The organism is Rhizobium sp. FKL33, assembly GCF_005222915.1.
Lineage (GTDB): Bacteria > Pseudomonadota > Alphaproteobacteria > Rhizobiales > Rhizobiaceae > Rhizobium_E.
Window position 1 is genome coordinate 45,166 of the sequence record NZ_STFX01000054.1, and the last position, 12,845, is coordinate 58,010.

The following is a 12,845-nucleotide window of genomic DNA, read 5'->3' on the forward strand; positions in this document are numbered from 1 at the left end:
CTGCCGCCGCCGCCTCGAATTTGGCGATGCGCTTGCCGCCGGTGATGTAGTCGGTGACATAGACGGGGATGTCGTGGGCGAGGAAGTCGCGTTTGAGGATGCGGATCGTGTCTTCGTCGGGGCGGAAGCGGTTGTTTTCGTCTTTGTCGCCGCGGAAATACAGGTCTTCGATGGCGATGCCGCCGATGGATGAATAGTAGTCGGCGATCTCGTCGCGATAGGCTTTGCCTCCGTCCTTCAGCGCGTCGATGATCCAGGCGCCGTTCTGCGGGATGACGAAGAAATCGTCGTTTTTCTCGCGGGCGTGGTCGGTCATGTCCTTGATGAACTCGACCATGCGGTCGGCGGCCTGGGTGTCGTTTTTGGGGTCGCCGGGACGGCGATCGGATTTTTTGACTTCCGAACCCCAGAAGTAATAGGCGTCGACGATATCGAGATAGGCGGCGTCGAAACCGGATTTGACGATTTTGTCGAGATCGCCGCTGCGCTTATCGTTGAAGAGGATGTTCTGCCAGTCCTCGTCCCAATAGCGGACCTTGCGGCTTTCCGGCCAGTCGGGATTGACGGGGCCCAGCCAGTCGGGGGCGTCGGCGGTGAGTTTGCCGGTCGCCTTGCCGGTGGTCGTCCAGTCCTTGTCCCAGTAGTCGCGGAAATCGCTGGCTTCGCCGATGGAGATGTAGGAGGCGACGAGGCGGCGGCCGTCGGGGCCGTCCTGCATGGCGGATACATCCTTGCGGGAAAAGCGGGTGGCGTCGGTTCCGTCGCGGGTGGCGTCGATCACCAGCATGTCATGCGGCTCATCGGCGAGCGCCGTGACCGACAGCGGCCCGTTGCGGCCCTGGAGCTGGTAGCCCCAATTGTCGACCTCGACCCATCCGTCGCGCGTCTTGTAGCGGGGCATCGGCATCTCCTTCTGAAAGCGAAACTATCCGATTCCCGGAGGTTTTCCATCTGTTCCGGCGCGTTTGGCGGCCGGCGGCTGGGCCAGCCGCGCCGCCCTGTCAACTAAATCTTTCGGAGGCTCGAAACTTTTCCATAGGCTGAACGTTATCTGAACGAAGCATTCAGCGGCGCTTCAAGGCTCATCGGTTCTAATGAACGCAGATGAGAGGGAATGTCCGGATCACAGCCGGTGTTCCCCAGGAAACAGCCAAGCGCCGCCTGAAGGGTCATAACCATGACCAAGCGGACACACGGTCTGACGGAAGGACAAACGAGATGATGTACATGACGCTCACAGTAATGGCAGGCCTGATCACGGTCATGTTCGTGGCGACGGCCGTGTCGTCGATCGTGACCTCCATCTGCGAGAACGACGCGTCCCGCCGCGCAGCCCTTCGCCGCGCCGCTTTCTGAAGACCCAACTGACCTCCTCCCCCCCGAGCGCGGGTGCGTTCCCCTCCCCGCATCACCCGCGCTTTTCTTGACCGGACGGCCATCCCCTGCCCGTCCGGTCATTTTTTTGTCTGCTCGACGGCCCGCAGTGTAGGATCGCGGCCACCGAATCGAGCACCGCATGCGTCCAGATCTCATCGCCCTTCTCAACGCCGTCAGAGAGTTGCAGCACGCCGGCGCCCATGCCGAGGTGGTGGCGACGCTGGCCGACCTGCCCGAAGCCAACCGGGAGCCGGCGCTGATGGGGGCTCTCGCCGCAAGCCTCGCCAAAACCGGCAGGCTGGCGGAGGCGGGCCGGATCTACGAGCGGATGGCTCATCTGGCGCCCGACAAAGCGGAGCCATTCCGGCTCCTGGCCTGCCAGCTGTTTCTGCAGGCCGGCGCGGGCGAGGATCTGGGCCGCATCGCCCCTGAAATCGCAGCTATGCCGGCGCTCGAACCTGGTCTGGCCATGGCGCTGGCTCGCGCCCTGCAGGCCCGGAAGATGCTGACGGCAGCGCCCGCTCTGCTCGACAGGCTCGATGCGGCGAAGCCCGACCAGGCCTTCTTCAAGGCCAATACGCTCAAGGCGCTCGGCCGACCCGAGGCGGCCCGCGACTGCCTGAAGACGGCTCTCGCGCACAATCCCGAAGATGTGCTGCTGACCGTGGAACTGATGGCCTCGGCGCGCAGCATGATGGATTTCGAAGCGATGCGGCGTTTCGATGCGTTGATGAGCGAGCCGATGACGCCGTTCGCAAAAGCGGTGTTCACCCATCAGGCGGCGCTCGACCGGCTCTACTGGCTCGATGATCCCGACAGGCAAAGCCTGCCTTCGGCGGATGAATTGCGGCTGCGGCAATCTGCAAAGGCCAGCGGCGAAGCGCCGACGCGCCGGAACATCGGCGCCGAGGGCAAGATCCGCATCGGCTATCTCAGCGACGAATTCGGCAACTATATCGTCTTCGACGTGATGGAGCCTGTCTATCTCGCCCATGACCGGGAGCATTTCGAGATCAGGCTGTTCGGCTATGGCCCGCGGATGGTGGCGGACAAGCGGCTGGGCGAACTTCAGGCAGACTATGTCGATCTCGCCGGGCTCGACGACGGGGCGGCGGCGGCGCGCATCGACGCAGAAGGCGTCGACATTCTCGTCGATCTCAAAGGCTTCACCAGCGGCGCCCGGCTCAACATCGCCCGGCTCAGCGGCGCGCCTCTCAAGGCGGTCTATCTCGGCTATCCCTCGACCGTGCCGGGGGCGGATTTCGATTACGCCATCACCGACCGACTGGTGACGCCGGACAGCGCCAAGCCGCATTATCGCGAAAAGCTCTGCCGCCTGCCGGAGACGCAGATGCCGAACCGCGGCTTCGACCCCGCCGGCATCCAGCCTGTCCGGCGCGCCGATGCCGGCCTGCCCGAAGAAAAAGTGATCCTCGGCGCCTTCAACGCGCCCCGGAAAATGACGCCGAGACTGTTCGAACTGTGGATGGAAATTATGCGCGGCGCGCCGGAGGCGGTTCTCTGGATGCTGTGCCGTAATCGCGAGGCGCAGCGATCGCTGCTCTCCGAGGCGGAACGGCAGGGCGTGGCGGGCGAGCGGATCGTCTTCATCGGCGAGCCCGCGCCGCATCCCGTCTATCTCGGTCAGATCGCGCTCGCCGATCTCGCGCTCGACACGACGCCTTACAACGGCCACTCGACCAGCGCCGATATTCTGCGAGCAGGCGCGCCGCTCGTCACCACGCGGGGACAATCCTATCATTCTCGCGTCAGCTGGGCGTTGCTCAGGCTTGCCGGCTGCGAGGAGCTGGCGGCGGAGACGGAGCGGGATTACGTGCGTCTGGCGCTGGAGCTGATCGGCGACGCCAATAAGCGGGCACATTATCGGTCAAAGCTCGAGGCGGCGCGGCTGACCTCGCCGCTGTTCGATCCCGCCAGGATGACGCGGCATCTGGAGACCGCCTATCGGATGATGGCCGAGCGGGCGCGGTTGGGGCTGCCGCCCGAGCATCTCGATGTTCCGGCGCTGCCGCGCTGAATTTAGCGACCGGCGACAAGACTGATGGCGATCGTCCACATCACCACGCCGATCGCCGCGTCGAGCACGCGCCAGGCCTGCGGACGGGCAAAGAGCGGGCGCAACAGCCGCGCGCCATAACCGAGCGAGAAAAAGAAAGCGAAGGAGGCCGACGCCGCGCCGAGACCGAAGACATGTTCGGCCCCCTCGTAACGGGTGGATATTGGGCCCAACAGCATGACCGTGTCGAGATAGACATGCGGATTGAGCCAGGTGAGCGCGAGGCAGGTGATGAGCGTGGGCCAGAGCGGGCGCGTCATTCCCTGCTCGGCCAGAAGCGCAGCCCCGCCGCGCCAGGCGGAAAGAAAGCTGCGGGCGCCATACCAGAGGAGAAACAGCGCGCCGCCGATGCGCATCGCCGGGTCGAGCCAGGGCATCACCGTCGACACCAGCCGGAAACCGCTGACCCCCAGTGTGATCAGCGCGGCGTCGGACACAGCGCAGGCCAGACAGACGGCGAAGACATGCTCCCGGAGCAGGCCCTGGCGGAGCACGAAAGCGTTTTGCGCGCCGATGGCGACGATCAGGCCGAGGCCTGCGCCGAAGCCGGTGAAGAAGATGGGAAATGTCATGCGCGCTCCTCTCGGGTCACGGTTCGCTAGCGCGGATACGGGATTTAGGCTAGTTAAATACTCTAACGTGAATTAAGCAGAGCTAATCCCAATGATCGACTATGCTTCGCTGCGCGCGGTGGCCGCGGTCGCCGAAACCGGCAGTTTCGAAAAGGCGGCGCGCATTCTGAACGTCACGCCGTCTGCGGTGTCGCAGCGGGTGAAACAGCTTGAGGACCGGATCGGCGCAGCGCTGATCGCCCGCGGCAATCCCTGCGCGGCGACCGAGAAAGGCGCCTGGCTCTGCCGGCACATGCAGCATGTCAGCCTGCTCGAGCATGAACTGTTCCGCGAACTCCCAGCGCTGGACGACGGCGACAAGACGGCGGGGCGGGCCACGGTGGCGGTGGCTGTCAACGCCGACAGTCTCGGCTCCTGGTTCCTGCCGGCGGCGGCGCGGTTTTCCGACCGGACCGGACATTTGCTCAACATCACCGTCGACGACCAGGACCACACCGCCGAATGGCTGAAGCGCGGACAGGTGCTGGCCGCCGTCACCAGTCTGGAGAGGCCCGTCTCGGGCTGCCGCGCTTTTCATCTCGGCGCTTTGCGCTACAGGGCGACGGCGAGCCCGGCTTTCATCGCCCGGCATTTCCCGGGTGGCGTCTCCGCCGAAGCGCTGGCGCAGGCCCCGTCGTTGACCTTCAACCAGAAAGACCGGCTGCAGGAACACTGGGCGAAGGCCGCCCTCGGCAGCGATGCGGCATTGTCAGGCCACTGGCTGCCCTCGACGCAGGCCTTTGTCGAGGCCTGCCTCTTGGGACTCGGCTGGGGCATGAACCCGGATCTGCTGGTGCGCGATCATCTCGCCGCCGGACGCCTCGTCGAACTCGTTCCCGGCGCCCATCTCGACATTCCCCTCACCTGGCAGATCAATCGTCTGGCGGCCGATCAGCTGACGCAACTCACCGCTGCAGTGACGGAGGCCGGAAAGGCCTGCCTCGAACCTGCCAAAAGGCAAATATAAATAGTATTACTTATACTTAACCCCTCAGAATTAAGGTTAACAAAACCTTCACATTGCGAATTTTCTCTCTATATAGGATAGCATTCCGCAAGGAATACGGGAGGAAACGGATGTCCAGCCACGCAGCTCAATACAGCGCCACCCTGAAATTCAACGGCGTCGCCGCCGACGCCAGCCGGATCGAGGCGCGCATGGTCGAACTCGGCATGGACCGCGAGGCGTTCCACATCTCTCTGGGCTCGGAAGACAGCGCCAGCATCCATTTCTGGGAGCCGGATCAGGACGAAGCCCAGCGCGTGCTGCAGAAGATTCTGGAGCTGCAGTAAGCTCCGCTCAGATCCCGTCGGAGGGCTTCCGCTAAATTGCGCCTTCAGGGGCGATGTGCTTTAACCTCGCCCCATGGCTTTCACGCTCAGACAATTGCAGTATTTCATCGCCGTCGCCGAACAGGGCACTGTGTCGGGGGCGGCGCAGATGTTGTCGATCTCGCAATCCTCGATCACCGAGGCGATCAAGGAACTCGAAAGCGATCTGGGCGTGGCGCTGTTCGAGCGGCATTCGCGCGGGCTGACGATCACGCATAACGGCCATCAGTTCCTGCGCCATGCGACAAACATTCTCTCGCAGGTGTCGGACGCCCGGCGGGCTTTCTCCGAACAGAAGCAGGATGTCTCCGGCGCGCTCAATCTCGGCGTCACCTCGCTGGTGGCGGGCTATGTGCTGTCGGATCTTCTCCGGCGCTACAGGCGCGCCTATCCGGGCGTCGACGTCACCGCCATGGAGGACAACGGCTCCTATCTCGAGCATCTCCTGGTCGGCGGCGAGTTGGATATTGCGGTGATGACGATTTCCAACCTGCGCGATCGCATGGCGTTGCAGGCGGAGATCATCGAGACCTCGCCCTATCGCCTCTGGCTACCGATGGGACACAAACTCGGCGGCGCCGACATCATTTCGGTGAAGGACATCGCCCAGGAACCGCTGATCATGCTGACGGTGGACGAAATCGAGGAAAACACCGGCAAGCTGCTGACGGCGCTGGGCGCCAAGCCGCATGTGGCTTTCCGCACGCGATCGGTGGAAGCTGTGCGCAGCCTGGTGGCGACCGGCGCCGGCATTGCGCTTTTGCCGGATCTCGTCTATCGGCCCTGGTCACTGGAAGGCGACAGGATCGAAAGCCGCGATGTCTCGGGCGCGTTGCCGGTGGTTCAGGTCGGGCTGGTCTGGCGCAGAGGCTCGTCGCTGCCGACCGCCGCGCGGGAATTCCTGCGGATCGCCGAGACGGCGCGGGCGGTCCGCGAGCGATGATCGCCTGGCGTCAGAGACCGGGCGCGGTGCCGCGCTGCGGAAAATCGGTCTCTGCCGCGAAACGCGGATCGACGCCGATATCGGCGAGCAGATGCGCCGGCAGGCGGCGCAATTCCGCCGGCAGTTCCGGCGCGGCTGCGGAAGGCTCGCGGGCCGCAAAGAAAGCCGCGACATGGTGGAAGGCCTTGCGCCAGTCGAGAGCGACATGGCCGGCATGGTGGGTGGCGAAAGAGGTCGACATAACCGGCTCCATCAAGTTTTTCTTTAAGTTGATTTGATGGTTTAGTTATGACGCATTGACCTCCATAAGAGAAACGAGTAATTCTCATTATAATTTCAAGCATTTTTTGAAGGTACCGCATGCGAGCAGCACCTGGCGCCCGCGCCCTGAGAACGCTGGTGGCGGCGGGCCATCATCTCAATTTCACCCGCGCGGCCGACGAACTCGGCTTGACGCCGGCGGCAGTGAGCTACCAGATCAAGGAAATCGAGGACCAGGTCGGCGCGCAGCTCTTCGTGCGCACCAGCCGGTCCATCCGCCTCACCGAAGCCGGCGCCATCATGTATGACGCGGCCAAGGAGGCGATCGACGTTCTCGAAAAGGCGGTGTCGCGGGCGCGCAAGAAGGCGCGCGGCGCAGACTATCTGCGCGTCACCGTCGATCCGCAATTCGCCACCAAATGGCTGATGCGGCGCGTCGACCAGTTCCGCAAGCGGCATCCGGAAATCGAACTTCGTTTCGACGTGTCCTATGAAGTGCGCGACTTCGATCTCGACGACGTCGATGTCGCCATTCGCTACGGGCCGGGAAAATATCCGGCCCTGGCCGCGCATCGGCTGTTCGACAATGTCATCGTGCCGGTCTGCAGCCCGCGCCTGCTCGCCTCGGGCAAGCCGCTGCAAAAACCCAGCGATCTGCAAATGCACACGCTTGCCCATATCGAATGGTCGCGGCCGGGCGTGACCTGGCCGAACTGGCGCATGTGGATGGCCGCCGCGGGCGTCGCCGATTTCGACGACAGCCGCACCATCGTGTTCGGCACCTCGACGGATGCGGTGGAGGCGGCCATCGCCGGCGAGGCGGTGGCGCTCGCCGATTTCGCCATGGTGGCGGCGGATCTGTCGGAAGGCAAGCTGATCCGGCCATTCGAGCTCAGCATCCGCGCGCCGTCGGAATACGCCTATTTCCTCGTCTATCCGCAACAGAACGGCGGCGATGCGCGCATCACCGCGTTCCGCGAATGGCTTATCGAGGAAGCGCGGCAGATGAAGCTCTGACGCGCCCTGCCCGGTTCAGAGCGGCGCAGCCGGATGCGGCGAGCCGTCATAGGCGCCCCAGATCGACTGGTCGAGGCAGATAACCGAACCGGTCATCAAGCCTGATTCCGCCGAGCAGAGATAGACGCAGGCGCGCGCCACTTCCTGCGGATCGACCAGACGGCCGAAGGGCTGGCCGGCGGCGGCCTTTTCCAGCCAGTCGGCGGGCGCGCCGTGGAATTCGCGCTGGATTCGGTCCTCGCCCTCCGACGCCATCCAGCCGATATTGAGGCCATTGACGCGGATGCGGTTGCGCAGAACGGCATAGGCCGTGTTCTTGGTCAGCGTTTCCAGCGCGCCCTTGGAGGCGCAGTAAGCGGCGAGGAAGGGCTGGCCAGCCATGGCCGACATGGAGCCGATGTTGACGATCGAGCCTTCGGTGCGTTCACGGCGCATCAGGCCGATCGCCTCCTGCATCAGAAAGAACGGCGCTCGCACATTGATGGCGAACATGCGGTCGAACAATTCGGGGCTGGTGTCGAGGATCGTGCCGCGATCGGTGATGGCGGCGGCGTTGACCAGGCAATCGATGCGGCCGAATTCCTGATCGGCGCGGGCGATCACGGCGCGGGCGTCCTCCACCTTTTCAAGGTCGGCGGGCTGATAGACGGTGCGGACGCCGGTCGCGGTCTCGATGTCGCGCGCATTGGCTTCGCCTTTGGCCTCGTTGCGGCCGCAGATCACCAGTCCCTCGGCGCCGCGTTCGGCAAAAAGCCGGGCCACGGTGGCTCCCAGTCCCTGCGTTCCGCCTGTGATGACGGCAATCTTGCCCGCAAGACGGGCGGCGTTCTCGATCATGGATCCTCCTTCATCACCATGCGGTGATATAGTACAAAACGAAGAACCCTCCCCGGCGCCGGGGAGGGTCTTTATCGCCGACATCAGGCCGCAGGGGAGAAACTACGGCTGGAAGACGTCGGGCGGATGTCCGAAGGCAAACCGACGGTAGATCCTGTCGACGGCAAGGCTCCTCTTCCTTGCCGTCAAGACTCCGGGGTTGCCTCGGTCCATCGGCCGCGCCGATCGGTCGGCGGCGCGGTCGAAGCTCAGTGGTCAGGTCAGCTTCTTCTCCGACTGCGCGGCGAGCGCTTTGGAGAAGTCATCCGGCGACATGTCGGAGGCGAGCGCCTCGCGGAACAACTGCGCCTGCGTCTTCGGCGCCAAACCGCCGAGCGGCGGATCGCGGTCGAGATTGGTCGGGAAAGAATAGCCCTCCGCGCAGGAGGCGATGGCGTTGTCGGCTGCCGCCTGGCTGATGCGGCCACCGGCGAGCATCGCCTTCAGCGCCGGATAGAGCGCTGCCGACATCTTTTCGCGCCCGACCGTTTCCATCGCCCGACCAAAGGCCGAAGAGACCTGCAGGAGATTAGCGGTGCGGAGAATGTTCTCCGAGCGGTTGGTTCCCGCCGCATGGATGAGCGCCGGATTGAAGAAGACCACATCGCCCTTTTCCAGCGGCAGTTGGACATGATGGGCGGTGAAGTAATCCTGAAACTCCTGCCGCGCCGAGACGAGATAGCCGAGCGGATAGATCTGGCTATAGGGCAGGAACAGCGTCGGGCCGCTTTCGAGCGGCATGTCGCAATGGGCGACGGCGCCCTGCAGCGTCAGCACCGGCGAGAGGTGATGTACATGGGCGGGATAGCGCTCGATCTCGGCGGCCGACTGGAAGCCGAGATGATAATCGCGGTGGAATTTCTGCGCCGCGCCGCCCGGATTGACCCGATTGACCTGCGCCGTCATCTGGTAATGCGGGCCGAGCCAGGCTTCGGAAGCGAGCGCGATGATGGCGTTGCCGTAATACTGCGCGAAATTCTCGGCGTTGGCGAGGCAGTGCTTTTCCAGCGAATTCCAGATGCGGTCATTGGCGCCGGGCTTGGCGAAATGATCGCCGCCGCCGGTCTTGCTGCGATGCTGCTCCTCGATGATCTCAGCAAAGATCTGGGTGGCGCGATCGATTGTCCCGAGATCGGTGAAGGCGCGCTTGAAGACGGCGACGCCGGGGCCATGGGCGAAGACTTCGCAGATTTCGGCGAGAACGTCGCGCCGCCCCTCCTCCGTCGCGCAGGCGTCGGCGATGCGCTGGGCGTCGTAGATCAGCACATTCCTCTCGGCCGCGCTGGCATGCGGGTAGTCAGTGGGATCGGTGGTCTGGCTGATCAGCGAGATGAAATCGTCGAGATCGCAATCGGTTTCGCGATACCAGACGCGGTTCGCGCGCATGGCTTTCGGATTGTCGGTCTTCATGGGCTCCTCCCTGAGCTTGACGAATGTGAGTTCAGTATAGGCGCGGCCCGTGCTAGGCACAGGGGCAGGATCCATCAAAAATCCATCAAATCGAGGCGCGCCATGGCGCATGACTTTCTGATCAAGGACATCGCTTTTCAGGCCGGGCTATCGACCGCCACCGTCGACCGGGTCATCAACGGGCGCGGCGGCGTGCGGCGGCAGACGATGAGCCGGGTTCAGGCGGCGATCGACGAATTGAAGCAGCAGGAACAGGCGCAGGCGCTGACCGGCCGGACCTATGTGTTCGACGTGATCATGGAGACGCCGGACCGGTTCTCGACAGCGGTGCGACAGGCTTTCGAGCAGGAGGCGGCGATCTCGCCGCCGGCGGTGTTGCGGGCGCGTTTTCACTTTTCCGAACGGATCGAGGATGCGGCGCTGGTCAAGCTTTTGGCGCGGGTGCGCAATCGCGGCAGCCATGGCGTGGTGCTGAAGGCGGCGGATACGCCTGCCGTCAACCAGGCGGTGGCGGATCTTGCCAAGGCGGGCATTCCGGTGGTCACCATCGCCACCGATCTGCCGGGCTCAGAGCGAATCGCCTATGTCGGCGCCGACAATCTCGCCGCCGGGGAAACGGCGGCCTATCTGATCGGCTCGACGCTTTCCGAGGGCGCGGTGCTGGTGACCTTGTCCTCCAGCCGGTTCCGCGGCGAGGAACAGCGGATCGAAGGCTTTCGCGGATTGCTCGCAGCGCGCTGGCCGCAGCTTAGCATCGTCGAGGCGAGCGAAGGCTATGGCCGGGACGCGGCGACGGGCGAGATCGTGCGCGCCGCCCTGCTCCAGAACGCCGATGTCAACGCCGTCTATTCGATCGGCGGCGGCAACCGGTCGATCCTTGCCGCCTTCGACGCGCTCGGCAGGACGGTGGAGTGCTTCGTGGCGCATGATCTTGATGAAGACAACCGCCATCTGCTCGCCGAGGAGCGCGTGAATTTCGTGCTGTGGCACGATCTGCGCCGCGACGCGGGTTCGGTGTTTCGCGCCTTTCTCGACTGGCACAAAAAAATCGGCCCCGATCAGGGGCCGATTCTGTCGAAACTCGATGTTGTGACGCCGTTCAACGCGCCGGTTTAGTTGGACGCCAGCACCGGCTCGTCGCCGGCCCAGCCGCCGCCGAGCGCCTGGCAGAGCGCGATATAGTTGAGCGCCAGCTGCTGCGAGCTCTGGGCCAGCTGCAGATCCGCCGAATAGAGCGAACCCTGCGCCGTCAGCACGTCGGAGAATTCGGTGTTGCCGGCGTCGTAGAGCTGCTGGGCGAGTTCCAGCGCGCGGCGATATTCCTGGACCGCGACAGAGAGACGCGAATAGTGCTCGCGCTCCTTGCGCAGCGCCACAAGCGCATCCTCGACATCCTTGACCGCCGTCAGAACCGCGCTCTTATAGGCGAGATACTGCACCTTGGCGGTGGACTTGTTGAGGTCGACCGCCGCCTTGAGCGTGCCCTGGTTGAAGATCGGGATATTGACGGAGGGGCCGAAGCTCCAGCCGGTCACGGTCGCGCTCTGGGTCTTCGCCGGTCCGATGTTGCCGGACAGGGTGATGGTGGGCAGACGATCAGCCTCGGCGACGCCGATATCGGCCAAGGCGTAGTTCAGCTCCTGCTCGGCCTGACGGACATCGGGACGATTGCGCAGGAGATCGGCGGGAACGCCTTCGTTGAACTTCACCTTCGGACGCTTGATCGCGTTGTATTTGGTGAAGAGGTTGTCGAGCGCCGCCGGCTCCTTGCCGAGCAGGATGGCGATCTGATTGATGTATTGCAGGCGCGCCTGCTCGAGCTGCGGAATGTCCGCGGCGGTCAGCGCGGCCTGAGCAGAGGCCTGGGCTTCATCCAGCGCGCTCGCCGAGCCGGCTTCCAGCTTCGCCTTGGTGATCTGGGTGGTGTTGTTCTGGACAGCCAGAGACTTCTTGGCGATCTCGATCTGCCGGCCAGTGCCTTGGGCGTTCATATAGGCAGTCGCGATGTCGGCGATCACGGTCAGGCGGGCGTCGTTCAGGCCCTCCTTGGCGGATTCGATATTGGCCTTTTCACGTTGCGACGTCTTGGCCCATCCAAACGGGTTGAGCGTCCAAGAGCCCGACAGCTGCGCGGAATTGGTGGTGTAGTCTTGCGACGGAGCGCCATGCGGGTTGGTGTGGTTGCGGGTCACGGATCCATCCACGCCGCCGCTCGGCAGATATCCGCCGATATTCACCCGAGCGGTGATCCGCGCCTGACGCACCCGCTCACGGGCGGTCTCGACGCTCAGGTTCTGAGCCAGCGCTTCATCGACCAGACGATTGAGGTTGGAATCGCCGAAATTCGCCCACCAGCTCGTGGTCGGCTGAATGGTTTCGCCCTTTTTCGTCACATTTTCCTTGTAATGGGGCGTCAAGGCGATGTCGGGCCCAGCAATGAAATTGGTGCTGCAGGACGACATCAGGGCTGCGAAAGCGGCCAGCGCGACAAGATTTTTCGACATGGATCAGACGAACTCCTGATCCCCAGGAATCATTCCCCGAGGCATTGTGAAATGCGATCCTTCCGCTCATGCGGAAAAACGCGAACCTAACTAGATGCTGGCGAGCCAGCCGGCGTGAACGCCACACCCGTCACATGACGCAATACATGCAGCGCGACTTCCCCCCGCGCCGAGTTCCGGAACCATACTCTTTTATTCAGCGCGGATGACAGGAATTCAACAAAAATTTAAGATTTGTCCACACGGGCCTGAAGGGGCGCATCCGCGCCACACCCGGTGATTCGGTCGCTTTTTCACGCGGAAGCTTTCAAGGCCTTTCGCAACTGCGCAGGAAATCCACCGCGTTTACTATTCATGCTTATGAATTTAATCAAAATCGACGCTGACTGACGCCGATCGAGGACTACGGCGACTTATATGTTTTTTGCGCGGGAATG

13 protein-coding genes are annotated in these 12,845 nt (G+C 63.5%); 7 read left to right on the plus strand and 6 right to left on the minus strand.

Features of this window, described 5'->3' with window-relative positions; all coding sequences use genetic code 11:
* On the minus strand, positions 1-901 hold a 901-nt coding region (locus E8Q41_RS23625), incomplete at its 3' end, for an endo alpha-1,4 polygalactosaminidase (protein WP_170976592.1).
* A gap of 326 nt (positions 902-1,227) precedes the next feature.
* Here E8Q41_RS23625 and E8Q41_RS26185 point away from each other — a divergent pair.
* Together E8Q41_RS26185 and E8Q41_RS23630 are read left to right on the plus strand one after the other, a co-directional pair.
* Positions 1,228-1,356: a hypothetical protein gene (locus E8Q41_RS26185; RefSeq protein ID WP_281405317.1), complete on the plus strand. Its 129-nt coding sequence runs from the start codon at positions 1,228-1,230 to the stop codon at positions 1,354-1,356.
* A 160-nt stretch (positions 1,357-1,516) separates the two neighbouring features.
* On the plus strand, positions 1,517-3,415 hold the full coding sequence (locus E8Q41_RS23630) for a hypothetical protein (protein ID WP_137158020.1): 1,899 nt from the start codon (positions 1,517-1,519) through the stop codon (positions 3,413-3,415).
* A 2-nt stretch (positions 3,416-3,417) separates the two neighbouring features.
* On the opposite strand, the gene E8Q41_RS23635 is transcribed toward E8Q41_RS23630, so the two are convergent.
* Entirely contained in the window at positions 3,418-4,026 is a 609-nt protein-coding gene (locus E8Q41_RS23635) for a LysE/ArgO family amino acid transporter (protein ID WP_137158021.1), read from the minus strand.
* A gap of 91 nt (positions 4,027-4,117) precedes the next feature.
* Between E8Q41_RS23635 and E8Q41_RS23640 the strand changes: the two genes are divergently transcribed.
* From E8Q41_RS23640 to E8Q41_RS23650, 3 genes are all read left to right on the plus strand, one after another.
* Positions 4,118-5,032 carry a LysR family transcriptional regulator ArgP gene (locus E8Q41_RS23640; protein WP_137158022.1) on the plus strand — a complete coding sequence of 305 codons (915 nt, stop codon included), beginning with the start codon at positions 4,118-4,120 and terminating at the stop codon, positions 5,030-5,032.
* 110 nt (positions 5,033-5,142) lie between these two features.
* Complete coding sequence (locus E8Q41_RS23645; protein ID WP_137158023.1) at positions 5,143-5,358, plus strand: hypothetical protein; 216 nt, start codon at positions 5,143-5,145, stop codon at positions 5,356-5,358.
* 73 nt (positions 5,359-5,431) lie between these two features.
* Positions 5,432-6,340: a LysR substrate-binding domain-containing protein gene (locus tag E8Q41_RS23650; RefSeq protein ID WP_137158024.1), complete on the plus strand. Its 909-nt coding sequence runs from the start codon at positions 5,432-5,434 to the stop codon at positions 6,338-6,340.
* A 10-nt stretch (positions 6,341-6,350) separates the two neighbouring features.
* On the opposite strand, the gene E8Q41_RS23655 is transcribed toward E8Q41_RS23650, so the two are convergent.
* On the minus strand, positions 6,351-6,581 hold the full coding sequence (locus E8Q41_RS23655) for a hypothetical protein (RefSeq protein WP_137158025.1): 231 nt from the start codon (positions 6,579-6,581) through the stop codon (positions 6,351-6,353).
* 119 nt (positions 6,582-6,700) lie between these two features.
* Here E8Q41_RS23655 and E8Q41_RS23660 point away from each other — a divergent pair, with 119 nt between their 5' ends.
* Positions 6,701-7,618, plus strand: a complete 918-nt coding sequence (locus tag E8Q41_RS23660) for a LysR substrate-binding domain-containing protein (RefSeq protein ID WP_137158026.1) — start codon at positions 6,701-6,703, stop codon at positions 7,616-7,618.
* A gap of 15 nt (positions 7,619-7,633) precedes the next feature.
* Here E8Q41_RS23660 and E8Q41_RS23665 read toward each other — a convergent pair whose 3' ends face one another.
* Positions 7,634-8,455: an SDR family oxidoreductase gene (locus tag E8Q41_RS23665; protein WP_137158027.1), complete on the minus strand. Its 822-nt coding sequence runs from the start codon at positions 8,453-8,455 to the stop codon at positions 7,634-7,636.
* A gap of 255 nt (positions 8,456-8,710) precedes the next feature.
* On the minus strand, positions 8,711-9,904 hold the full coding sequence (locus E8Q41_RS23670) for a phytanoyl-CoA dioxygenase family protein (RefSeq protein WP_137158028.1): 1,194 nt from the start codon (positions 9,902-9,904) through the stop codon (positions 8,711-8,713).
* 102 nt (positions 9,905-10,006) lie between these two features.
* On the opposite strand from E8Q41_RS23670, the gene E8Q41_RS23675 reads away from it, so the two are divergent.
* Positions 10,007-11,020 (plus strand): LacI family DNA-binding transcriptional regulator, encoded by a 1,014-nt coding sequence (locus E8Q41_RS23675; protein ID WP_137158029.1) that lies wholly within the window; start codon positions 10,007-10,009, stop codon positions 11,018-11,020.
* Here E8Q41_RS23675 and E8Q41_RS23680 read toward each other — a convergent pair.
* The gene (locus E8Q41_RS23680) at positions 11,017-12,408 is read right to left on the minus strand and encodes an efflux transporter outer membrane subunit (RefSeq protein WP_137158030.1); all 1,392 of its coding nucleotides are present in this window, start codon (positions 12,406-12,408) and stop codon (positions 11,017-11,019) included. The genes E8Q41_RS23675 and E8Q41_RS23680 overlap by 4 nt on opposite strands.
* Positions 12,409-12,845 lie beyond the last annotated feature (437 nt).

Bases quoted from the DNA above. Each gene is read 5' to 3' on its own strand.
- E8Q41_RS23660 (WP_137158026.1), top strand. From the start codon at position 6,701: ATGCGAGCAGCACCTGGCGCCCGCGCCCTGAGAACGCTGGTGGCGGCG.
- E8Q41_RS23640 (WP_137158022.1), top strand. From the start codon at position 4,118: ATGATCGACTATGCTTCGCTGCGCGCGGTGGCCGCGGTCGCCGAAACC.
- E8Q41_RS23655 (WP_137158025.1), bottom strand. From the start codon at position 6,581: ATGTCGACCTCTTTCGCCACCCACCATGCCGGCCATGTCGCTCTCGAC.
- E8Q41_RS23670 (WP_137158028.1), bottom strand. From the start codon at position 9,904: ATGAAGACCGACAATCCGAAAGCCATGCGCGCGAACCGCGTCTGGTAT.
- E8Q41_RS23630 (WP_137158020.1), top strand. From the start codon at position 1,517: ATGCGTCCAGATCTCATCGCCCTTCTCAACGCCGTCAGAGAGTTGCAG.
- E8Q41_RS23680 (WP_137158030.1), bottom strand. From the start codon at position 12,408: ATGTCGAAAAATCTTGTCGCGCTGGCCGCTTTCGCAGCCCTGATGTCG.
- E8Q41_RS23635 (WP_137158021.1), bottom strand. From the start codon at position 4,026: ATGACATTTCCCATCTTCTTCACCGGCTTCGGCGCAGGCCTCGGCCTG.
- E8Q41_RS23645 (WP_137158023.1), top strand. From the start codon at position 5,143: ATGTCCAGCCACGCAGCTCAATACAGCGCCACCCTGAAATTCAACGGC.
- E8Q41_RS26185 (WP_281405317.1), top strand. From the start codon at position 1,228: ATGACGCTCACAGTAATGGCAGGCCTGATCACGGTCATGTTCGTGGCG.
- E8Q41_RS23650 (WP_137158024.1), top strand. From the start codon at position 5,432: ATGGCTTTCACGCTCAGACAATTGCAGTATTTCATCGCCGTCGCCGAA.
- E8Q41_RS23675 (WP_137158029.1), top strand. From the start codon at position 10,007: ATGGCGCATGACTTTCTGATCAAGGACATCGCTTTTCAGGCCGGGCTA.
- E8Q41_RS23665 (WP_137158027.1), bottom strand. From the start codon at position 8,455: ATGATCGAGAACGCCGCCCGTCTTGCGGGCAAGATTGCCGTCATCACA.